At 69.6% G+C, this 21,572-nt stretch carries 17 protein-coding genes; 5 read left to right on the plus strand and 12 right to left on the minus strand.

The features are described 5' to 3' along the window. Positions 1 to 44 precede the first annotated feature (44 nt). From ACK4S2_RS00910 to ACK4S2_RS00965, 12 genes are all read right to left on the minus strand, one after another. The gene (locus ACK4S2_RS00910; protein WP_409619383.1) at positions 45 to 1,022 is read right to left on the minus strand and encodes a threonine/serine dehydratase; all 978 of its coding nucleotides are present in this window, start codon (positions 1,020 to 1,022) and stop codon (positions 45 to 47) included. 61 nt (positions 1,023 to 1,083) lie between these two features. Beyond that, positions 1,084 to 2,745, minus strand: a complete 1,662-nt coding sequence (gene recN / locus ACK4S2_RS00915; RefSeq protein WP_409619385.1) for a DNA repair protein RecN — start codon at positions 2,743 to 2,745, stop codon at positions 1,084 to 1,086. A gap of 57 nt (positions 2,746 to 2,802) precedes the next feature. Further along, positions 2,803 to 3,642 carry an outer membrane protein assembly factor BamD gene (locus ACK4S2_RS00920; RefSeq protein WP_409619387.1) on the minus strand — a complete coding sequence of 280 codons (840 nt, stop codon included), beginning with the start codon at positions 3,640 to 3,642 and terminating at the stop codon, positions 2,803 to 2,805. A 131-nt stretch (positions 3,643 to 3,773) separates the two neighbouring features. Continuing rightward, complete coding sequence (lpxC, locus tag ACK4S2_RS00925; protein ID WP_409619389.1) at positions 3,774 to 4,697, minus strand: UDP-3-O-acyl-N-acetylglucosamine deacetylase; 924 nt, start codon at positions 4,695 to 4,697, stop codon at positions 3,774 to 3,776. A gap of 257 nt (positions 4,698 to 4,954) precedes the next feature. Beyond that, positions 4,955 to 6,580, minus strand: coding sequence for a cell division protein FtsZ (gene ftsZ, locus ACK4S2_RS00930; protein ID WP_409619391.1), 1,626 nt, complete (start codon positions 6,578 to 6,580; stop codon positions 4,955 to 4,957). 185 nt (positions 6,581 to 6,765) lie between these two features. Further along, positions 6,766 to 8,100: a cell division protein FtsA gene (gene ftsA / locus ACK4S2_RS00935; RefSeq protein WP_409619393.1), complete on the minus strand. Its 1,335-nt coding sequence runs from the start codon at positions 8,098 to 8,100 to the stop codon at positions 6,766 to 6,768. Between the two features lie 5 nt (positions 8,101 to 8,105). Further along, positions 8,106 to 8,984 carry a cell division protein FtsQ/DivIB gene (locus ACK4S2_RS00940; RefSeq protein ID WP_409619395.1) on the minus strand — a complete coding sequence of 293 codons (879 nt, stop codon included), beginning with the start codon at positions 8,982 to 8,984 and terminating at the stop codon, positions 8,106 to 8,108. Then, positions 8,972 to 9,892, minus strand: coding sequence for a D-alanine--D-alanine ligase (locus ACK4S2_RS00945; protein ID WP_409619397.1), 921 nt, complete (start codon positions 9,890 to 9,892; stop codon positions 8,972 to 8,974). The genes ACK4S2_RS00940 and ACK4S2_RS00945 overlap by 13 nt, the downstream gene beginning before the upstream one ends. 44 nt (positions 9,893 to 9,936) lie before the next feature. Beyond that, positions 9,937 to 10,872 (minus strand): UDP-N-acetylmuramate dehydrogenase, encoded by a 936-nt coding sequence (gene murB / locus ACK4S2_RS00950; RefSeq protein ID WP_409619399.1) that lies wholly within the window; start codon positions 10,870 to 10,872, stop codon positions 9,937 to 9,939. 82 nt (positions 10,873 to 10,954) lie between these two features. Beyond that, a complete protein-coding gene (locus ACK4S2_RS00955; protein ID WP_409619401.1) occupies positions 10,955 to 11,734 on the minus strand; it encodes an enoyl-CoA hydratase-related protein in 780 nt (259 codons plus the stop codon). 72 nt (positions 11,735 to 11,806) lie between these two features. Further along, the gene (locus tag ACK4S2_RS00960) at positions 11,807 to 12,268 is read right to left on the minus strand and encodes a cytochrome c-type biogenesis protein (RefSeq protein WP_409619403.1); all 462 of its coding nucleotides are present in this window, start codon (positions 12,266 to 12,268) and stop codon (positions 11,807 to 11,809) included. Beyond that, positions 12,265 to 14,235, minus strand: coding sequence for a heme lyase CcmF/NrfE family subunit (locus ACK4S2_RS00965; protein WP_409619405.1), 1,971 nt, complete (start codon positions 14,233 to 14,235; stop codon positions 12,265 to 12,267). Before ACK4S2_RS00965 ends, ACK4S2_RS00960 begins: the two co-directional genes overlap by 4 nt. A gap of 209 nt (positions 14,236 to 14,444) precedes the next feature. Between ACK4S2_RS00965 and ACK4S2_RS00970 the strand changes: the two genes are divergently transcribed. From ACK4S2_RS00970 to ACK4S2_RS00990, 5 genes are all read left to right on the plus strand, one after another. Then, the gene (locus ACK4S2_RS00970; RefSeq protein WP_409619407.1) at positions 14,445 to 15,776 is read left to right on the plus strand and encodes an amidase; all 1,332 of its coding nucleotides are present in this window, start codon (positions 14,445 to 14,447) and stop codon (positions 15,774 to 15,776) included. Between the two features lie 79 nt (positions 15,777 to 15,855). Next, a complete protein-coding gene (locus ACK4S2_RS00975) occupies positions 15,856 to 16,950 on the plus strand; it encodes an AI-2E family transporter (RefSeq protein WP_409619409.1) in 1,095 nt (364 codons plus the stop codon). Then, the gene (locus tag ACK4S2_RS00980) at positions 16,947 to 17,630 is read left to right on the plus strand and encodes a chromosomal replication initiator DnaA (protein WP_409619411.1); all 684 of its coding nucleotides are present in this window, start codon (positions 16,947 to 16,949) and stop codon (positions 17,628 to 17,630) included. Before ACK4S2_RS00975 ends, ACK4S2_RS00980 begins: the two co-directional genes overlap by 4 nt. Positions 17,631 to 17,694: 64 nt before the next feature. After that, positions 17,695 to 19,869 (plus strand): RNA degradosome polyphosphate kinase, encoded by a 2,175-nt coding sequence (locus ACK4S2_RS00985; RefSeq protein ID WP_409619503.1) that lies wholly within the window; start codon positions 17,695 to 17,697, stop codon positions 19,867 to 19,869. 126 nt (positions 19,870 to 19,995) lie between these two features. Continuing rightward, entirely contained in the window at positions 19,996 to 21,528 is a 1,533-nt protein-coding gene (locus ACK4S2_RS00990; protein ID WP_409619413.1) for a Ppx/GppA family phosphatase, read from the plus strand. Positions 21,529 to 21,572 lie beyond the last annotated feature (44 nt).

The following is a 21,572-nucleotide window of genomic DNA, read 5'->3' on the forward strand; positions in this document are numbered from 1 at the left end:
AGGACATGCTGCGGGGGCGTTTTTTTGCCGGTGTCTGCCCGCGCTCAGTCCGGCAGCAGCGCCAGCGCCCTTTCGAACACCGGCCGGTCGACGTTGCCACCCGAGGCGACACAGACCACCGCTTCGCCTTGCAGCGCGTCGGGCCGGAACAGCGCCGCAGCCAGCGCGACCGCGCCCCCCGGCTCCAGCACGATCTTCAACCGCTGCCAGGCCAGCGCCATCGCGTGAAGCGCCTCGTCATCGGTCACGACAAGGCCCGGGCCTGCCAGCCGTTGCAGAATGGGAAAGGTCAGCCGCCCCGGCTCGGGCGTGACGATCGCATCGCAGATCGACCCGGCAAGCGCCGCGTTGCGCACCGGGTGGCCTGCGGCCAAAGACCGGGCGGTATCGTCGAACCCGGCCGGTTCGGCGGTGCGCACCCGCAGGCCGGACGCGCGCGATTCCAGCGCCAGCGCAATGCCGCTGGCAAGCCCCCCACCGCCGCAGCACACCAGCACATCGGCCTGGGTAACCCCCTGCTCGGCCGCCTGTGCGGCGATTTCCAGCCCCGTGGTGCCCTGGCCGGCGATCACCATCGCGTTGTCGAAAGGTTTGACGAGTGTCAGCCCGCGTTCTGCAGCCAACCGGGCGCCGATGGCGTCGCGGTCCTCGGTCGCGCGGTCGTAAAGCACCACCTCGGCCCCCAGGGCGCGGGTGTTGGCGATTTTCAGCGCCGGCGCATCGGCCGGCATGATGATGACCGAGGCCACCCCATGCAGCCGGGCCGCCAGCGCGACGCCCTGCGCGTGGTTGCCGCTGGAAAACGCGATCACGCCGCGCGCCCTTGTCGTCGGGTCCAGCGCCGACAGGGCCGACCAGGCGCCGCGGAACTTGAACGACCCGGTGTGTTGCAGGCACTCGGCCTTGACCAGCACCCGGCGGCCCGCGATCTCGTCCAGAAAGGGCGAGGAAAGCAGCGGGGTGACCCGGGCGTGGCCGGCAAGGCGGGTGGCGGCGGCTTCGATGGCGGCGATATCGGTCATGCGGATTGTCCCCTGATGGCGCGGGCAGGCTAGCCGCTGCCGGCGGCAAGGGCCAGATGCGTCAGGCCGCAAGCAGCGCCCGCGCCGCCGCCCGCGCGGCATCGGAAATGTGGTCGCCCGAAATCATCCGCGCCACTTCGTCCACCCGGTCGGGCTCGGCCAGCGGCACGACGGTGGACAGGGTCGTGTCGCCGACCACCCGCTTTTCCACCCGCCAGTGATGCGCGCCAAGCGCCGCGACCTGCGGGCTGTGCGTCACGACCAGCACCTGCGCGCCTTCGGCCAGCCGCCGCAACCGGCGGCCCACGGCATCGGCCGTTGCCCCGCCCACGCCGCGGTCGATCTCGTCGAAGATCAGCGTCAGCCCTTCGGTCCCTTGCGTCAGGCAGACCTTGAGCGCCAGCAGAAACCGGCTGAGTTCGCCGCCCGACGCGATGCGGTTCAGCGGCCCGGCCGGGGCGCCCGGGTTGGTGGCGACGGTGAAGGCAACCATGTCGGCGCCTTCGGGGCCGGGCGTATCGGGGGAAACATCGGTGCGAAAGCTGGCGCGCTCCATCTTCAACGGTGCCAGTTCGCCTGCCATTGCCGCATCCAGCCGTTCGGCGGCGGCGCGGCGCAAGGCCGTAAGGTCGGCGCAGGCCGCGGCATGGGCGGCGGCGGCCTCGGCTTCGGCACGGGCGAGCGCCGCCATGTCGCGGGTCGAGCCGTCGAGCGCCGCCAGCCGGTCGCGCAGCGTGCCGGCCAGGGCGCCCAGATCGTCGGGGGCGACGCCATGCTTGCGCGCCAGCGCCCGCAAGGCGAAAAGGCGTTCTTCCACCCGCTCGAGTTCGGCGGGGTCCATGTCCAGCGCCTCGAAGGCGCGCTCCACGCCGGCCTGGGCATCGGCCAGTTCGATGGCCGCGCGGGCCAGCGCCGCCAGCGGCGCATCCAGCCGACCTTCCAGCGCGGCGGCGGCACGGTCGGCCGCACCTTCCAGCCAGCGCTGCGCATCGCGCAGGGCGCCTTCGGCCCCTTGCATCGACAGCGCCTGCACCGCGCGCGCCACATCCTCGCGCACGCGGGCGGCGGCCTGCAAGGCGCGCCGGCGGGTATCGAGTGCGGCATCCTCGCCGGGCTCGGGGTTCAGCCGATCGAGCTCGGCCACGGCGTGGCGCAGGAAATCTTCTTCGGCCTGCAAGGCGGCGAGGCGGTCCTGCGCCTCGGCCCGGGCCTTGCGCGCGGCCGACAGCGCGCCCCAGGCGGCGCGCACGCGCGCCAGCAGCGGGGCGGACCCGGCGAACTGGTCCAGCAAGGCGCGGTGGCCGCGCGGGTCCAGCAGGCCGCGGTCGTCGTGCTGGCCGTGCAGCTCGACCAGGCCTTCGGACATGGCGCGCAGCAATTCCGCCCCCACCGGGCGGTCGTTGGCCCAGGCGCGGCGCCGGCCATCGGGGGAAACGGTGCGGCGCAGGATCAGGCCATCCTCGGCCTCGATCCCGGCATCCGCCAGCACGGCCCGCGCCGGGTGCCCGGGCGGCAGGTCGAATTCGGCCACGACCTCGCCTTGCGCGGCCCCCTGGCGCACCAGATCGGCCCGGCCGCGCCACCCCAGCACGAAGCCCAGACAATCCAGCAGGATCGACTTGCCCGCCCCGGTTTCGCCGGTCAGCACATTCAGGCCCGGCGCCCAGGACAGGGAAAGCCGGTCGATCAGCAGCATGTCCCGGATGTCGAGTTGCCGCAGCATGGCGTTACCTGCGCGCCTGCGGCCTCGCGCGGGGCGGGATGCCGAACCAGGCCGGGGTCACAGCCATTTGCCCTGGATCGACTGCCGCCAGACCGTGCGCAACCAGCCCTGGCTGCGCGCCTCGGGGTTGAGGCCCTTGCCGGTCAGCAGGCGGTAGCTGTCGTCATAGAAGGGCGAGCCCTTGAAGTTGTGTCCGAGGATCGCCGCTGCCGTCTGGGCGTCGTCGGTCAGACCCAGGGCCAGATAGCATTCGACCAGCCGGTGCAGCGCCTCGGGCGTGTGGGTGGTGGTCTGGAACTGTTCGACCACCACGCGGAAGCGGTTGATCGCCGCTGCATAATGCCCGCCACGCAGGTAGTAGCGGCCGATTTCCATTTCCTTGGCGGCCAGATGGTCGAAGGCCAGATCGAACTTCAGCATCGCCGACTTGGCATATTCGCTGTCGGGATACTGTTCGATCACCACGCGCAGGGCCTGCAGTGCCTGGAAGGTCAGCCCCTGGTCGCGGCCCACCTCGTCGATCTGGTCGTAATAGGAAATCGCAAGGATGTATTGCGCCCAGGCCGCATCCTCGTCGCCCGGGTAAAGGTCGAGATAGCGTTGCGCGGCGGCGCGGGCCTCTTCGTAGTTCTTGCGCTTGTGCTCGGCGAAGGCCTGCATCACGACGCTGCGCTTGGCCCATTCGGAATAGGGATACAGCCGTTCGACCTCGGCGAAATAGCGGCTTGCGGTGGGCTGGCGCGGGCTGGTTTCCAGCGCACGTTCGCCGAGGGCGAAGATATCCTTCGCCTCCATCGATTCGAGGTTGATCTGGCTTTCGCGGCTGGCGCAGCCGGTCAAGACCGCAACCACCAGAACCGCACCGATCAGCCTTGCGCGCTTGGCCCGCCCTGTCATCGTTCTGCCTGCTCCTGCGGGCGGTTGCCCCGGAAAGACCGGGGGCGGTCCTGCCCTGCCGCTGCTTCTGATGCGTTCCCTAGCACAGAAAAATCCGAGGCGCAAAACGCCTTTCGCCCGGCAGGGCCTGGTCAGGCGGCGGTTCGCGGCAGGTCGTCCGGCGTGACGCCGACCCCGGGCAGCTTGCAGCCCGATCCGCCGTCGCAATCCACCCAGGCCCAGGCGCCGGGGGTGGCGAACACCTGCCGCAGCAGGCGGTTGGTCAGCGCGTGGCCGGACTTGATGCCGGTATAGCGCCCCAGAACCGGCCCGCCGGCCAGCGCCAGATCGCCCAGGGCATCCAGCATCTTGTGGCGCACGGGTTCGTCCTGGTGCCGCAAGCCGCCGGGGCTGAGCACCTGTTCGCCCTGAACCACCACGGCGTTGTGCAGCGTGCCGCCCAGCGCCAGGCCGTTGGCGCGCATGAAATCCACGTCGGCCTGCCGGCAGAAGGTGCGGCTGTCGCTCAGCTCACGCACGAAGGTTCCGTTCGACAGGTTCAGCGCCTTTTCCTGCCGCCCGATCGCGGCATCGGCGAAGTCGATGGCAAAGCGCATTTCCATCGCGTCGGCGGGTTCCAGCCGGGCCACGGCCTCGCCTTCGCAGACATCGACGGCGCGCAGGATCTTCAGCGCGCGCACCGGGGCCGACTGGCGCATCACGCCAGCCGCCAGAAAGCCGCGCACGAAGGGCACGGCCGACCCGTCGAGAATCGGCACTTCGGGTCCGTCGATTTCGATCAGGGCGTTGTGGATGCCGCACCCGGCCACCGCGGCCATGACATGTTCCACCGTCGAGACGGTGGCGCCCTGCGCGTTGGCCAGCAAGGTGCACAGTTTCGAGGAAACCACCGCATCCCACCGCGCAGGGATGCGACCCTTGGCCGCCGGCAAGTCCGTTCGGACGAAGACGATGCCATGATCGACCGGCGCCGGGTTGACCACCAGCCGCGCCGGCGCACCGGAATGCAGGCCCACGCCTTCGAAGGCGACCGCCGAAATCAGGCTGTTCTGCACGTTACACCCCGTGTCTGCCGGATACCCGGCCCTTCATCCAGATGCGCCAGGCGCCAGGCCCGGATCATCACGCCATCGCCGCCCCCACGGCCAATCGCGCGATTTTTAGATAAGCGACCACCCCCGACACCGCAATTCACGCTTTGCAACGGAGTGTAACAGGCGTGCGGCAACCCGGAGTCTCCGAACAATGCCTTGATTTTCAAAAGAGAAAGGCCGGGCAGGCCCGGCCTTTGCAACAGTCGCGCGGCTTGGGCTCAGTTTGCCTGACGCCGCAGGAAGGCCGGAATTTCGATCCGGTCCTGTTCGTGATCCTGTTCGTCGTCATAGGCCGAATGCGCCGGCGGCTGCGGTTGCATGCGGGCCGGAGCGGCGCGTTCGGCCTGCGGCGCCGGGGCCGGGTCGCCGCCGCCGGCCATGCGACCGATCAGCGAGCCAAGGCCAAAGCGCGACCGCGCCGGTTCTTCGGCCCGCGGGGCGGGTTGCGGGGCCTGTGCTGCCGCGCGGGCCTGCGGCGAGGGCGTCTTGGCAACGGCATCGCGCAGGCGGGCCAGCGCCTCGGGCGAGGGCGTGCCGGCCGGGGCACGGCGCGGGGCCACGAACTCGGCCGCGTCGGCGTCGATCGCGGCCGGCGCAGGGCGGGCGGCGGGTTGTGCGGCGCGCGGCTGATAGGCAGGCGGCGGCACATCGGGCTCGGGCTGGCGTGCCGCCTGCGGCGAGGCCTCGAACAGGTCGGCGGCCGGTTGCGGCGGGGGCTGGTAAGCCGGCGGCGGCTGGAAGGCCGCCTGCGGTTGCGGGGCCGGTTGCGGCGCCGGGGTGGGCGGCACGAATTCGGCCTGCGGGCGCGGTGGCATCTGCGGTGCCGGGGCCGCCGGACGGGCCTGAATCGGGGCCGGGGCGGCGGCAGTCCGGGCGGTTGCGTCGATGCCGGTGGCCACGACCGACACGCGGATGCGGCCTTCCATCGTCGGGTCCAGCGTCGAGCCAACGATGATGTTGGCCTCGGGGTCGACCTTTTCGCGGATGATGTTCGCGGCCTCGTCCAGCTCGAACAGCGTCAGGTCATAGCCGCCGGTGATGTTGATAAGCACCCCCTTGGCGCCATGCAGGCTGATTTCATCGAGCAGCGGGTTGGCGATGGCCTTTTCTGCCGCCTGCACGGCACGGTTCGGCCCTTCGCCATCGCCGGTGCCCATCATGGCCTTGCCCATTTCGTCCATCACCGAGCGCACGTCGGCGAAGTCGAGGTTGATGAGCCCGGGCTTCACCATCAGGTCGGTCACGCCCTTGACGCCTTGATACAGCACGTCGTCGGCCATGGCGAAGGCTTCGGTGAAGGTGGTCTTTTCGTTCGCCAGCCGGAACAGGTTCTGGTTGGGGATGATGATGAGCGTATCGACAACCTTCTGCAGCGCCTCGACGCCTTCTTCGGCCTGACGCATCCGCTTGTTGCCCTCGAAGGCAAAGGGCTTGGTCACCACGCCCACGGTCAGCACGCCCATTTCGCGCGCCGCCTGGGCGATGATCGGTGCCGCGCCGGTGCCGGTGCCGCCGCCCATGCCGGCGGTGATGAAACACATGTGCGCGCCGGCAAGATGGTCGACGATCTGTTCGATCGATTCCTCGGCCGCGGCGGCCCCGATCTGCGGCTTGGCGCCGGCGCCCAGCCCCTCGGTCACCTTGGCGCCCAGCTGCACGCGATGCGGGGCGCGGCTTTGTGCCAGCGCCTGCGCATCGGTGTTGGCGACGACGAAATCAACGCCGTCGAGCTGCTGGTCGATCATGTTGTTGACCGCGTTGCCCCCGGCGCCGCCGACGCCGAAAACGGTGATGCGGGGCTTCAGATCGGCCCCCTCTTTCGCCATGATGAGATTCAACGCCATTTTCCTGCCGCCTGCCCTTGTTCTGGTCGTCCCCGCGTCAGCCCCTGCCCAGGTTCGCTGCGATTACAACCGATTCTATCCACAGCCCGAGTCGTCGTCACGCAAAAAACACCGTTTCGCCCCAAATATTGAGGCGATTCGCCATGCTCCGGCGGTATTTTGCCGCTCCATACGCCATGTGGTGGTCACCAGTTGTCGCGGAACCAGCGCAAGGCCCGCCGGAAGGACCGCACCGGATAGCGTTCGGCCGGAATTTCGAAATCCCACCATTCGTCCTGCGGATGCGCCGCAAACAGGCACAGGCCGACCACGCTGGCAAAATGCGCGCCAGCCACCGCCTGCGGCAAACCCTGCACGCGCAACGGGCGCCCCAGCCGCACCCGCTGACCCAGGATGCGCGCCGCCAACCCGTCGATGCCCGGAATCAGGCTGCCGCCGCCGGTCAGCACGATCTGCTGGCTGGGCAGGTGTTCGAAACCCGCCGCATCCAGCCGCAGGCGCACTTCCTCGAGAATCTCCTCGACCCGGGGGCGCATGATGCCGATCAGCTCGGTGCGGCTGACGCGGCGACGGTCCTTTTCCCAGTCGCCGGTGTCGGCAGAAAGCTCGATCATCTCGCGGTCGTCCATGCCGGTGGCATGCACCCCGCCGTGGAAGGTCTTGATGCGTTCCGCGAGGTTCAGCGGAATCTCCAGCCCCATCGCAATGTCGCGGCTGACCAGATCGCCGCCCATGCGCACCGCATCGGCGTAGATCATGTGCTTTTTCATGAAGATGGAAATGCCGGTCGCGCCGCCGCCCATGTCGATGCAGGCTGCGCCCAGTTCCTGTTCGTCTTCGACCAGGGCGGCAAGGCCCGCGACATAGGCCGAACTGGCGATGCCCGCCACCTCCAGATCGCAACGCTTGAGGCAATGCAGCAGGCATTCCACCGCCGCGCGTTCGACCGACAGCAGGTGCATGTCGCACGACAGGTTGTGCCCGATCTGCCCCCGCGGGTCGGCGAGGCCCGTGCGGTTGTCCAGGGCGAAGTTGACGGGCTGGGCGTGCAGCACCTCGCGCCCTTCGCCAAGGTCGGGCATCTCGCACGAGGCGAGCACATGGGCGATGTCCTGTTCGGTGACGACGCTGTCGGCCAGCCGGTGTTCGCCCGCCAGACCATAGCTGCGCGGTGCGGCCCCCGCAAAGCTGGCGATCACATGGTCCACCCGCGTTCCGGCGGCCTTTTGCGCCGACTGCACCACGGTGCGAATGGCGCGTTCGGCCTCTTGCAGGCCCTCGACCTCGCCGAAGCGGATGCCGCGCGAACGGGTGGTGGCGGCCCCGATCACCCGAAACTGCGACTGCCCGGCCATCGGGCCGACGCCATCCTCGGCGCGGAAACGGTCGGGCCCGTCGAAACGCAGGATCAGGCAGGCGATCTTGGTGGTGCCCACATCCAGCACGGCAATCACGCCGCGCTGCATGGCCGCCTTGCGCATCTGCCGCATCGCGCGCTGGGATTGGTAAAGATCGGTCATGGCACTCATCCTCCGGTCTGGGCAAGTCGGACTTGGCGCAGGGTTTCGGCGGCGTCGGGCGACAGCCGCAAGGTGGGTCGGCGATCGTGGCGCAGGTCCACCGCCATGATATCGCGGGCCAGGATGGATTCGGCCTGGTCCAGCGCCAGCAGGCGTTCCAGCGCGCGCACCGGGTTTTCCTGCGGCAAAAGGATGCGCTGGTCGCGGTCCAGCACCAGATCCCAACGGCGCTGGCCCAGGCGCACCAGCCCGCGCAGGCGCGGCACCAGCGGGCCGGCGGCCTGCACCAGGGCCAGCGCCTCGGGCGCGGCATCGGCCGCCCCTTGCCCGGCAATCAGCGGCAGGTCGCCGCGCAGGGACCGGGCGCCGATGCGCGCAACCTTGTGCCCGCCGGCATCCACCAGCCAGAGCCCGTCGGGGGCGCGCCAGACCAGCGCCGGGGCGCGTTCGGTGACCGTCACCTGCAGCACGCCGCCCGACACGATGCGCAAGTCGGCCCGCTCCACGGCGTCGAAGGTTTCCACCCGCGCGCGCGCCGCCTGCAGGTCGATGTCGAAGGACGACCGCGGCAGGTTCAGCGCCAGCCCGACGCGGATCGCCTCGGCCAGCACGGGCGAGGCACCTTCGATCGCCACAAGGTTGACCATGAATTCCGGCCGGTTCTGGAACTCGGACCGCAGGTCGGCATAGACGGCATGGATCGCGCCGCGCCGGCCCTCGTCGGCCAGATAGAGCGCCACGCTGCCGGCCATCAGCGCCAGCGGCAGCACAAAGCGCACGGTCAGCCGGAACAGCGGGGTCAGCCACAGGCGCTGCCAGCGGTAGGCCCAGCGCGAGGGCGCCGGGTCGCGGCGGGTGGCGGCGGGGGCTCTCAGCGGTCGCACGAGGCATCCTCCACCAGCCAGCGGCACAGCTCGGGAAAGCTGATGCCGCAATGCGCCGCCTGTTCGGGCGCCAGCGACGTCGGCGTCATGCCCGGCTGGGTGTTGGTTTCCAGCAGGATCAGGCCGGCCAGGCCGCGGGGCGCGTCCCAGCGGAAATCGGTGCGGCTCAGCCCCCGGCACCCCAGTGCCGCATGGGCGCGCACCGCCATATCCAGACAGGCCGCGGTGATATCGGCGGGCAGATCGGCCGGCACCACGTGCCGGCTGCCGCCCGGCTTGTATTTTGCGTCATAGTCATACCAGCCGTCGGTCAGAATCTCGGTTACGCAAAGCGCCCGGTCGCCCAGCACCGACACGGTCAGTTCGCGCCCCGGCGCATAGGTTTCGACCATGACGGTCTGCGGCATGTCGGCCGCCAGGCGCGGCGCGTTCGAACCGGGGGGCACGATATAGACCCCGACCGACGACCCTTCGTTGAAGGGCTTGACCACATAGGGCGGCGGCAGCACATGCCCGGCCGAAACCGCCTCGCGCGGGGCCAGCACGCTGTGCACCACGGGCAGGCCGTGGGCGCGATAGACCTCCTTGGTGCGCTGCTTGTCCATCGCCAGCGCCGAGGCCAGAACCCCCGAATGCGTGTAAGGAACGCGCAGCCATTCCAGCAGGCCCTGGACACAGCCGTCTTCGCCCCAGCGGCCGTGCAAGGCGTTGAACACGACGTCGGGGCGGATGTCGGACAGGCGCGCAGCCAGATCGGGGCCGGCATCGACCTCGACCACCTGGAAACCTGCCGCGCGCAAGGCGTTGGCGCATTCGCGCCCCGACGACAGCGACACCTCCCGCTCGGCGGAAGGCCCCCCCATCAATACAGCCACCTTGGCGGGTGTTCTGCCCGAACCGCCTGCCATCTTCTGCCTCGTGGGGCGCTGCGCCCCTTATGGTTGTGCGGGCTTTACCGCCCGTTGCACGGCGCCGGTTCGCCGACGCGCATGATTTCCCACTGTAGCGAAATTCCCGAGGTCTGCAAAACCTTTTCTCGCACCGATTCGCCCAGCGATTCGAGATCGGCGGCCGTGGCGCCCCCGGTGTTGATGAGGAAATTCGCGTGCTTGTCCGACATGCGGGCACCGCCCAGCTGCGCGCCCTGCATCCCGGCATCCTGGATCAGCTTCCACGCCTTCAGCTCGTGCGTGTCATCGGCCCGGCCGGTGCTGGAAAACCCTGCCGGGTTGCGAAAGGTGGACCCGGCGCTGCGGTCGCGCACCGGCTGGCTGGCATCGCGCCGGGCGATCTGGTCGGCCATGCGGGCGGCAAGTGCGGCCGGGTCGCCGGCGGGGGCGCGAAAGGTCGCCTGCACGATCACCGTCCCCTCGGGCAGGTCCGACTGGCGATAGCGCAAGTCCAGCGCCGCCGCCGGCAGGGTTTCCACCGCGCCGGCGCGGGTCACCACGCGCACGCTTTCCAGCACATCGGCAACATACGCCCCATAGCACCCGGCGTTCATCCGCACCGCGCCGCCGATGGTGCCGGGAATGGTGCGCAGGAAGGTCAGGTCGCGCCCCGCTGCCGCCGCCGTTTGCGCCACCCGCGCATCCAGCGCCGCCGCCCCGGCGATCACCCGGTCGCCTTCGACCGCGACATCGGCAAAGCCCTTGCCCAGCCGCACCACCACCGCGCGCAGGCCGCCGTCCCGCACGATCAGGTTGCTGCCCACCCCCATCGGAAACACCGGCAGAGCCGGGTCCAGCGCGGCCAGAAACGCGCACAGGTCGGCCTCGTCGGCCGGCAGGAACAGCGCATCCGCCGGCCCGCCGACGCGCAGCCAGGTCAGGTCGGACAGCGGGCGGTGAAGGGTCAACGTGCCGCGGGGGGTGGGATAGGTCGTCATGCGCCGTTCCTACCGCTGCAACAAGGGCCGGGCAAGGGCGAGGCCGGCGGGCCTCATGGGAAATGGCCGGCGTTGGCGCGGGCTACCGCCCCTCGAACCCCGGCGCGCGCTTTTCGAGAAAGGCCATGACGCCTTCGCGGAAGTCGCGGGTGCGGCCCAGTTCGCCTTGCAGGCGCGCCTCGACCCCGAGCTGGGTCAGATAGTCGTTGCCGGCCGAGGCGCGCAGCGCCTCCTTGATGGCGCGAAAGGCGGCGGTCGGGCCGGTGGCGATGTGGCGGGCGCGGGCCTGCCAGTGCGCGGCGAAGCGGTCGTCGGGCACGGCTTCCCAGATCATGCCCCAGTCGGCGGCTTGCCGGGCCGGGATCTTTTCGGCAAACAGCGCCGCCCCCATCGCCCGTGGCCAGCCCACCTGGCGCGGCAAGGCCCAGGTGCCGCCGGCATCGGGCATCAGCCCGATGCGGGTGAAGGCCTGCAGGAACACGACCGACTCGGCTGCGATGACCACATCGGCGGCCAGCGCCAGGTTGGCACCGGCCCCCGCCGCGGCACCATTCACCGCCGCGAGGACCGGCACCGGGCATTCGACGATGGCTTGCAGCATGGGTTCGTATTCGTCGCGCAGAATGCGTTCCAGGTCGATATCGCCCAGGTTGCCTTCGCCGCCCAGATCCTGCCCGGAACAGAAGGCCCGACCCGCCCCCGTCAGCACCACGACCCGGGCCGAAGCCGCCGTCGCCTGCTGCACGGCATCGCGCAGTTCCGCCCGCATCGTGGCGTTCAGCGCATTCATCACCTCGGGCCGGTTGAGCGTGATGGTCGCCTGACCCTCGGTCAGATCGTAGTCGATGGTCCGATAGGTCATGCCTGCCCCCTGCCCCAGTGCCGCGCGGCCATCCTAGCGCGGACGATACCGCCCGAAACCCCGGACCTCGCGTCAGTCGCGCAGGATTTCGGCGAGGCGGCGCTTTTCCTCGTCGCTCAGTGCGTCGGCCGGGGCGCCCGCGGCCATCTGGCGACGCCGCAGATACAGCCCTGCCGCGACCAGGCCCAGCACCAGCATCGCCGGACCCGCCACCCACAGGATCAGGTTCGACCCGGTGGCCAGAGGGCGCAACAGCACGTATTCGCCGTAACGGTCCACGACAAAGGCCAGCACCTCCTGGTTGCTGTCGCCCTGCACCAGGCGTTCCCGCACCAGCAGGCGCAGGTCGCGCGCCAGATCGGCGTTGGATTCGTCGATGCTTTCGTTGCGACAGACCAGGCAGCGCAGGTCGCGGGAAATCTCGCGCGCGCGGGCTTCCAGCGCCGGGTCGGCCAGCACCTCGTCGGGCTGCACCGCCGCGGCCGGCAACGCGGCCAGCGCCAGCAGCAGCGCCAGGACGCCGGCCCGGATCATTCCGCCGGCACCCCTTGCGCCGGGCTGCGCCGCGCCCCCGCCGCGATGCGGTAACGCCGGTCGGACAGGCTGATGAGCCCGCCCAGCGCCATGATGATGCACCCGCCCCACAACCAGTTGGCAAAGGGCTTGATGTAGCTGCGCACCGCCCAGGCGCCGTTCTCCTGCGGGTCGCCGATCACCAGATAGACATCGCGCCAGAAGCCATAGTCGATGGCGGCCTCGGTGGTGGGCATCCCGGCGGCGGGGTAGATGCGCTTTTCCGGGGTCAGGGTAAAGCTGCGCGCGCCGTCCTGCACCGCCATCTCGGCCATGGTCGAGCGGTAGTTGGGCCCCTGCACCTCGCGCACGTCGTTCAGGGTGATGCGATAGCCCGCAACCTCGAACGTCTCGCCGATCTTGACCACGCGGATATCCTCGACCGCCCAGGCCGTCAGCCCGGCCACTGCAAAGATGGTGACGCCAAGCCCCGAATGCGCCGTTGCCTTGCCCCAGTCGGCGCGCGGCAGGCGCGTCAGGCGGCTCAGCCGCCCGGCCAGGGCCCCGCGCCCGGTGCGCGCCCAAAGGTCGGCCGCCGCGCCAAGCACCACCCAAAGCCCCAGCGCCAGCCCCACCGGCCCCAGCGCCGACTGCCCTGTCTGCATGGCAAAGGTCAGCGCCCCGCCGGCCACCGAAAGCGCCAGCACGCCCCAGAGCGGCTGCATGGCCCGGCCCAGGTCGGCCCGCTTCCACGGCAGCACGGCGCCCAGCGGCAGCAACATCGCCAGCGCCACCACAAAAGGCGTGAACGCTGCATCAAAGAACGGCGGGCCGACCGAAAGCTTGCGGTCCCAAAGCATTTCGGCCACCAGCGGCCAGATGGTGCCGATGAACACCACGAACGACGATACCGCCAGCAGCACATTGTTCAGCACCAGCGCGGATTCGCGGCTGACGGTGGAAAACACGCCCTTCGCCTCCATCGCGCCGGCACGGGCAGCAAACAGTGTCAACGCGCCGCCCACGAAGACCGCAAAGATCAGCAGGACGAACACGCCCCGCTCGGGGTCGTTGGCAAAGGCATGCACCGAGGTGATGATCCCCGAGCGCACGATGAACGTGCCGATCAGCGAAAACCCGAAGGCCAGGATCGCCAGCAGGATCGTCCAGCTTTTCAGCGCCTCGCGCTTTTCCACCACGATGGCGCTGTGCAGCAGCGCCGCCGCGATCAGCCAGGGCATGAAGCTGGCATTCTCCACCGGATCCCAGAACCAGAAACCGCCCCAGCCCAGTTCGTAATAGGCCCACCACGACCCCAGCGCGATGCCGATGGTCAGGAACACCCAGGCCGCCAGCGTCCAGGGCCGCACCCAGCGCGCCCAGGCCGCATCGACCCGGCCTTCGATCAGTGCTGCCACTGCAAAGGAAAACGCCATGCTGAGGCCGACATAGCCGAGGTAAAGGAACGGCGGGTGGAAGGCGAGGCCGGGGTCTTGCAGCAGCGGGTTCAGATCCTGCCCGTCCATCGGCGGCACGGGCATACGCTCGAACGGGTTGGAGGTGAAGATCATGAAGGCCAGGAACGCCACCCCGATCGAGCCTTGCACCGCAATCACCCGCGCCTTCAGCGCCGCCGGCAGGTTGCCGCCGAACCAGCTGGCGCAGGCGCCGAACAGCGCAAGGATCAGCACCCACAGCAGCAACGATCCTTCGTGGTTCCCCCAGACGCCGGAGATCTTGTAGATCATCGGCTTGAGCGTGTGCGAGTTGCTGACCACCAGTGCCACCGAAAAGTCCGAGGTGACAAAGGCATGGGTCAGCGCCGCAAAGGCAAAGCCCACAAGAAGCAATTGCGTGGTGGCGGCCGGGTCGGCCACCGCCATCCAGCCGGACCAGCCCTTTTGCGCGCCCACCAGCGGCACGATGGTCTGGATCAGCGCCACTGCCAGCGCCAGCGAAAGTGCGAAGTGTCCGAGTTCGGTTATCATGGCGGCGACTATAGCCCCGCACCCTCGTGCCGCCAATGCCCTGCGCGCCGATGTCGCGCTTGCGTGAACCGGCGCGGCGGTGGGGGGGCGCGCCTTGTTCCGGGCGCCCTCTTGCGCAAGCTCGCCCGCTGCCCATAACCTGCGGTTCCGGGCGGAGCCCCCGCGCGGGCCGGGGCCACCGGCGCAAGGCCGCCGAAGGAGACCGAGGATTGGGCAAGGACTGGCTCGTGCAACCTGCCGCCGAACTGGGCCGCGGCATCGGCGACGGCAGCATCCACGCCGTGGAACTGGTCGAGGCGTTTCTGGACGCCATCGACCGCGCGCCCGAGGCCGCGCGCATCTATGCCCGCACCACCCCCAGCCGCGCCCGCGCCGAAGCGATGGCGGCGCATGGCCGCGCGCGGGCCGGGTTGCGGCGCGGGCCGCTGGACGGGGTGCCGGTCAGCTGGAAGGATTTGTTCGACACCGCCGGTGTGGCCACCGAGGCAGGCTCGGCCCTGCTGCGCGGGCGCACGCCCACCCGCGATGCGCCGGTGCTGGAAAAGGCGACCCGCGCCGGGCTCGTGTGCCTGGGCAAGACCCACATGTCGGAACTGGCCTTTTCCGGGCTGGGGTTGAACCCGGTCACGGCGACGCCGCCTTGCATCAACGACCCGGCGGCGGTGCCGGGCGGGTCGTCCTCGGGGGCTGCGGCCTCGGTCGCCTTCGGGCTGGCGGCGGCGGCGGTCGGGTCGGACACCGGCGGATCGGTGCGCATTCCTTCGGCCTGGAACGACCTCGTGGGCCTGAAAACCACGCATGGCCGCCTGCCGCTGGCCGGGGTGGTGCCGCTGTGCGAACGGTTCGATACCGTCGGGCCCTTGTGCCGCACGGTCGAGGATTGCGCGCTGATGCTGGCCGCGCTGGAGGGCAGGCAGCCGCCCGACCTGGCCGGTGCCAGCCTTTCGGGCGCCCGGATCGCGGTGCTGGAAACCGTAGCGCTGGACGATGTGCGCGCCGCGCCTGCCCGCGGCTTTGACGATGCGCTGGCGCGCCTGGGCCGCGCCGGGGCCCGGATCGAACGCATCGCGGTTCCCGAAGTGGCCGAGGCCATGAGCCTGGCCGGCCTGTTGTTCACCGCCGAAGCCTGGGGCATCTGGCGCGACACCATCGAAACCGCGCCGGAACGGATGTTTCCGCGCATCCTGGAACGCTTTCGTTCCGGGGCCGGGGCCTCGGCGGCCGATTACGTGGCCGGTTGGCGGCGGCTGGAGGCGATCCGCGGCATCTGGCGCGCGGCGGTTGCGGGGTTCGATGCGGTTGCGCTGCCGACCTCGCCCATCCTGCCGCCCGACCGCGAGCGGCTGATGACCGACAGCGACTATTACGTCAGCGAAAACCTGCTGGCCTTGCGCAACACCCGCATCGGCAACCTCATGGACGGCTGCGGCCTGAGCCTGCCCACGGCCGAACCGTCCTGCGGGTTGATGCTGCTGGGCGCGCCCCTGGCCGAAGAACGCCTGCTGCGCCTGGGCAAGGCGGCCGAAGCGGCCTTGCGCTGAACGCGGCAGGGGGCCCTTGCAACCACCCCGGCGCTGCGCCACATCTGGCCCTCGCGCCCGCAGCCGAAGGACACCGCTCATGGCCCTGCCCGTCAAGGACCAGTTGAAATACTGGGGCATTGCAACGGTGGGGTTCCTTGTGGTGCTGTGGGCGCTGGGGGGGGTGATCCTGCCCTTTGTCGTCGGCGGCGCCGTGGCCTATTTCCTCGATCCGGTGGCCGACCGGCTGGAACGCATGGGCCTGGGGCGAGCTGCGGCAACCACGCTGATTTCGCTGGCCGCTCTGCTGATCGCGGTGGCGCTGGTGCTGGCGGTGATTCCCACGCTGATCAACCAGTTGACGGCGCTGGTGAACGCCACGCCGGATATCGTCAAGCGGCTGCAGGGCTTTTTGCTGGAACGCTTTCCCGAACTGTCCGACGAAACCTCGACCGTGCGCCAATCGCTGGCGCAGGTGGGCGAAACGGTGCGCGCCAAGGGGATGGAGCTGGCCAATACCCTGATCGGCGGGGCCATCGGGGTGCTGGATGCGGTGCTGTTCATCGTGGTGGTGCCGGTGGTGGCGTTCTACCTGCTGCTGGACTGGGACAGGATGGTCGCGCGCATCGACGAGATGCTGCCGCGCGATCATGCGCCGGTGATCCGCCAGTTGGCTGCCGACATCGACAGGGTGCTGGCCGCCTTCGTGCGCGGGCAGTTGTCGGTTTGCCTGGCGATGGGGATTTATTACGCCGTCACGCTGGCCGCGGCCGGGCTGCAATTCGGCCTGGTGGTCGGCGCCATCGCGGGGGCCATCACCTTTATCCCTTATGTCGGCGCGCTGGTGGGCGGGGCGCTGGCCATCGGGCTGGCGCTGTTCCAGTTCTGGGGCGACTGGGTTTCCATCGGCATCGTCGCGGCGATCTTTGCGCTTGGCCAGTTTCTGGAAGGCAATGTCATCACGCCGCGGCTGGTGGGCAACTCGGTGGGCCTGCACCCGGTGTGGCTGCTGTTCGCACTGTCGGCCTTCGGCAGCGTGTTCGGCTTTGTCGGCATGCTGGTGGCGGTGCCGGTTGCCGCCTCGATCGGCGTTCTGGTGCGGTTCTTTGCCGGGCAGTATACCGGCAGCCTGCTGTATCGCGGGCGCGAAGGCCGTGCGGCGAACCTGCCCCGGGAACCGGATTCCGACGCATGAGCCGCCAGTTGACCCTTGACCTGCCGCTGCGCGAGGCGCGGGGCCGGGCCGATTACCTGGTCGCCCCCGGCAATGCGCAGGCGCTGGCGGCGCTGGATGCCTGGGCGGGCTGGCCGGGGGGCAAGGCCGTGCTGGTCGCCCCCGAAGGTGCCGGCAAGACGCATCTGGCCCATGTCTGGGCCGCAGACGCCGGCGCGCAGGTGATCGACGCGGCTGGGCTTGCCGGCGCCGACCTGCCCGACCTCGCGCGGACCGGTCTTGCGGTCGAGGATGCCGACCGCGCCCGGGGGCCGGGCTGGGAAACCGCGCTGTTTCACCTGCACAACCTGCTGGCCGAACGCCGGTTGCCGCTGCTGGTTACCGCGCGCCAGCCGCCGCGCGACTGGGGCCTGGCCTTGCCCGACCTTGCCAGCCGGTTGCAGGCGGCAACGCTGATCCGGCTGGACCCGCCCGACGACACGCTGCTGCGCGCGGTCATGGTCAAGCAGTTTGCCGATCGCCAGCTTGCCGTGGCGCCGCAGGTGATCGACTATCTGCTGCCGCGGATGACCCGGTCGCTGGCCGCCGCGCGCGAGATCGTGGCCGCACTCGATGCGCGGGCCCTGGCCGAAGGCCGCCCGGTCACCCGCCAGATGGCCGCCGAATGGTTCGAAGGCCCGGGGCTGTTCGACGACGACTGACCCGTTGCGCCGCGCCCGCAAGCGGCGTCATATGGCGGTTACCTTTCAGCCCCATGCAGGCGCCATGACCCAGGCCGATTTCCTTTCCGCCCCCTTCCCTGCCCCCGTCGAACTGCCCGCAGACGAAATCTCGGGCCCGCGGCGGTTCTTCAACCGCGAACTCAGCTGGCTCGCCTTCAACTGGCGCGTGCTGGACGAGGCGGCGAACCCGCGCGTGCCCTTGCTGGAGCGGTTGCGGTTCCTGTCGATCTCGGCCACCAACCTGGACGAATTCTACACCGTCCGCGTGGCGGGGCTGCGCCAGCTTGCCCGCTCGGGCAAGGGCCTGCCTTCGGAAGACGGGCGCACCCCGGCCGAACAGCTGGCCCGGATCAACGCCGATGCGCGCGACCTGATGGCGACGCAGCAAAAGACGTTCAAGACCCTGACCCGCATCATGGACGCGGCCGGAATCTCGATCCTGACCCGGGCGCGGCTGACCCAGGGCGACCGCACCTATCTGCGCGACCACTTTCTGGCCCAGGTGTTCCCGGTGCTGTCGCCGCTGGCCATCGACCCGGCGCACCCCTTCCCCTTCATTCCCAACACCGGCTTCTCGCTGGCGCTGGAGCTGGAGCGCAGCAGCGACAAGCGCAAGTTGCAGGCGCTGCTGCCGATTCCGGCGCAGATTTCCCGTTTCGTGCCCTTGCCGGAAAAGGACGGCACCCGCCGGTTCCTGCCGCTGGAAGACTTGCTGCTGCTGAACCTGTCCAGCCTGTTCCCCGGCTACGACGAGATCGGGCACTGCGCGTTCCGCGTGCTGCGCGACAGCGACCTGGAGGTCGAGGACGAGGCCGAAGACCTGGTGCGCGAGTTCGAAACCGCGCTGAAGCGGCGTCGCCGGGGCGAGGTGATCCGGCTGAAGTTCACCGCCGGGGCGCCGCCGGCGCTGAAATCGCTCATCATGGGCGAACTGGGCGTGTCCGAGGACGAGGTGGTCGAGGTCAAGGGCATGCTGGGCATCGCCGACCTCAAGGAACTGGTGCTGCCGTCGCGCCCCGATCTGCTGTGGCCGCCCTTCACGCCGCGGGTGCCCGAACGGGTCACCGACCACGATGGCGACATCTTTGCCGCCATCCGGCAAAAGGACATGCTGCTGCACCACCCTTACGAGACGTTCGACCAGGTCATCGGGTTCCTGCAACAGGCCGCCCGCGACCCCGATGTGCTGGCCATCAAGCAGACGCTGTATCGCACCTCCTACAACAGCCCGATCGTGGACGCGCTGTGCGAGGCGGCCGAGGCCGGCAAGTCGGTCACCGCGCTGGTCGAGCTGAAGGCCCGCTTCGACGAGGCGTCGAACATCCGCCAGTCGCGCCGGCTGGAGCGCGCGGGCGCGCATGTCGTCTACGGCTTCATCCGCTACAAGACCCACGCCAAGATCAGCACCGTGGTGCGCCGCGAAGGCGACCAGCTGGTGACCTACACGCATTTCGGCACCGGCAACTACCACCCGATCACCGCGCGCATCTATACCGACCTGTCGCTGTTCACCTGCGACCCCGCGCTGGGGCGCGATGCGACCAAGGTCTTCAACTATCTGTCGGGTTATGCCCAGCCCGAGGGGCTGGAAAACCTTGCGATCTCGCCGCTTACGCTCAAGCCGCGCCTGCTTGGGCTGATCGCCGCCGAGGCCGAGCACGCCCGCCACGGCCGCAAGGCGGAAATCTGGGCCAAGATGAACAGCCTGATCGACCCCGAGGTGATCGACGCGCTTTATGCCGCCAGTCAGGCGGGGGTGAAGATCAGCCTGGTTGTCCGTGGCATCTGCGGGTTGCGCCCGGGCGTGAAGGGGCTGTCGGAAAACATCCGCGTCAAGTCGATCGTCGGGCGGTTTCTGGAACACAGCCGCATCGTGTGCTTCGGCAGCGGGCATGGGCTGCCGTCGAAACAGGCGCGGGTGTTCATCAGTTCGGCCGACTGGATGGGGCGCAACCTCAACCGCCGGGTGGAAACGCTGGTCGAGATCCTCAATCCCACGGTCAAGGCACAGATCGAAAGCCAGATCATGGCGGCGAATCTGGCGGACGAGGCGCAAAGCTGGGTGCTGAGCCCCGACGGGCGCTATCTGCGCGAACTGGACGCCACCGATGGCAAGCTGTTTTCCTGCCACCGGTTCTTCATGGAAAACCCCTCGCTTTCGGGGCGCGGCAGCGCCGGCGCCGCCGATGTGCCGCGCCTCGCGCATTCCTGGGATTGACGCGGCCGCAGCAGGCGCCCCACTCTGGGCGCAAACCCATGCTTGCCTCTGCATCTGTTCCCGACTAACCGCGGGGCCGGCGGGGGTGGCGCCCCCCGGCCCAGCCGCAGCCCAGTGGGACACTTCATGAGCGACGATTTCGAGCCCTTCGGCCGCCCCCTGTTCGAAGACCCCTCTGCCCGCGCGCTCAGCCGGGTCGGGGTGGTGGACGTGGGCTCGAACTCGGTGCGGATGGTGGTGTTCGATGGGGCAGCGCGCAGCCCGGCCTATTTCTACAACGAAAAGATCATGGCCGGCCTGGGCAAGGGGCTGGCCGAAACCGGGCGGCTGAACCCGCAAGGCCGCATCCGGGCGCTGGCCGCGCTGAAACGCTTTGCGCTGCTGGCCGAAGGCATGAAGATTTCGCCGATGACGGTCGTGGCCACCGCCGCCACGCGCGAGGCCGAGGATGGCCCCGACTTCCAGGCCGAGGTGGAACGCGAAACCGGCCTGAAGCTGTGGGTGATCGACGGCGACGAGGAAGCACGGCTTTCGGCGCAAGGGGTGCTGCTGGGCTGGCCGGATGCGGCCGGAATCGTCTGCGACATCGGCGGCAATTCGATGGAACTTGCGCGGATCGGCAAGGGCCAGGTCGGCAAGCGGGTTTCCACCCCCTTGGGACCGTTCCGGTTGCAGCAGGTCACCGGCAGCGCCGAGGACCGCCGCAAGCTGATCGAGCGCGTGCTGCGCAAGGCCGCCGCAACGGTCGAGCCCGAAGGCCTGCGCGTCTATCTGGTCGGCGGCAGCTGGCGCGTCATCGCCCGGCTGGACATGGAGCGGCGCGGCTATCCGCTGACCGTGCTGCACGAATACCGCATGACGCCCAAGAACGTGCTGGAAACGATCGACTGGATCGGGCGCAACGACCTGAGCGCCTTGCGGGCCCGCACCGGCACTTCGGCCGAACGCATGGACCTGGTGCCGCTGGCCTGCGAGGTGCTGGGCGCCATGGTGCGGCTGTTCAAGCCGAAGGAAATCGACGTGTCCTCCTACGGCATCCGCGAGGGGCTGCTGTACGAACAGATGCCCCAGCGCCTGCGCGAACGCGACCCGCTGATCGAGGCCGCGCGCATGGCCGAAGCCACGCAAGCGCGCATCCCCGGCTTCGGCAAGAAGCTGTTCGCGTTTCTTTCGCCCCTGTTCAAGGATGCCAGCCCCGACCGGCTGCGGCTGATCAAGGCAGCCTGCCTGCTGCACGATACCACCTGGCGCGCGCATCCCGATTACCGGGCCGAGGTCTGCTTCGACAATGCGACGCGCGCGAACCTGGGGGGGCTCGACCACCCCGGGCGGGTGTTCCTGGGGCTGGCGCTGTTGCACCGCTACAAGAACAGCCGGGCGGGGTCGCGGTTCGAGGCGATGTTCCGCCTGCTCGACGAAGACCAGCTGCGCGAGGCCGAGGTGCTGGGCAAGGCGATGCGCTTTGGCGCCATGTTCGCGCTTGGCGACCCGTCCGAGGCCGGGTCGCTGCGCTGGAACCCGCGCAAGCGGGTGCTGGAACTGGCGCTGACCCCCAAGGGCCAGGCCCTGTTCGCCGAGGTGGCGCAGGCGCGCTTTGCCGCCTTGGCCCAGGCTATGAGGGCCACGCCGCAGATCGTGGCGCAAGCCCCGGCGGCTTGACACGGATCAAGGCGCCGACTGGTTTGCACCGCCAGAAACGGGAT

Source organism: Gemmobacter sp., assembly GCF_046292685.1.
In the GTDB taxonomy this organism is placed as follows: domain Bacteria; phylum Pseudomonadota; class Alphaproteobacteria; order Rhodobacterales; family Rhodobacteraceae; genus Wagnerdoeblera.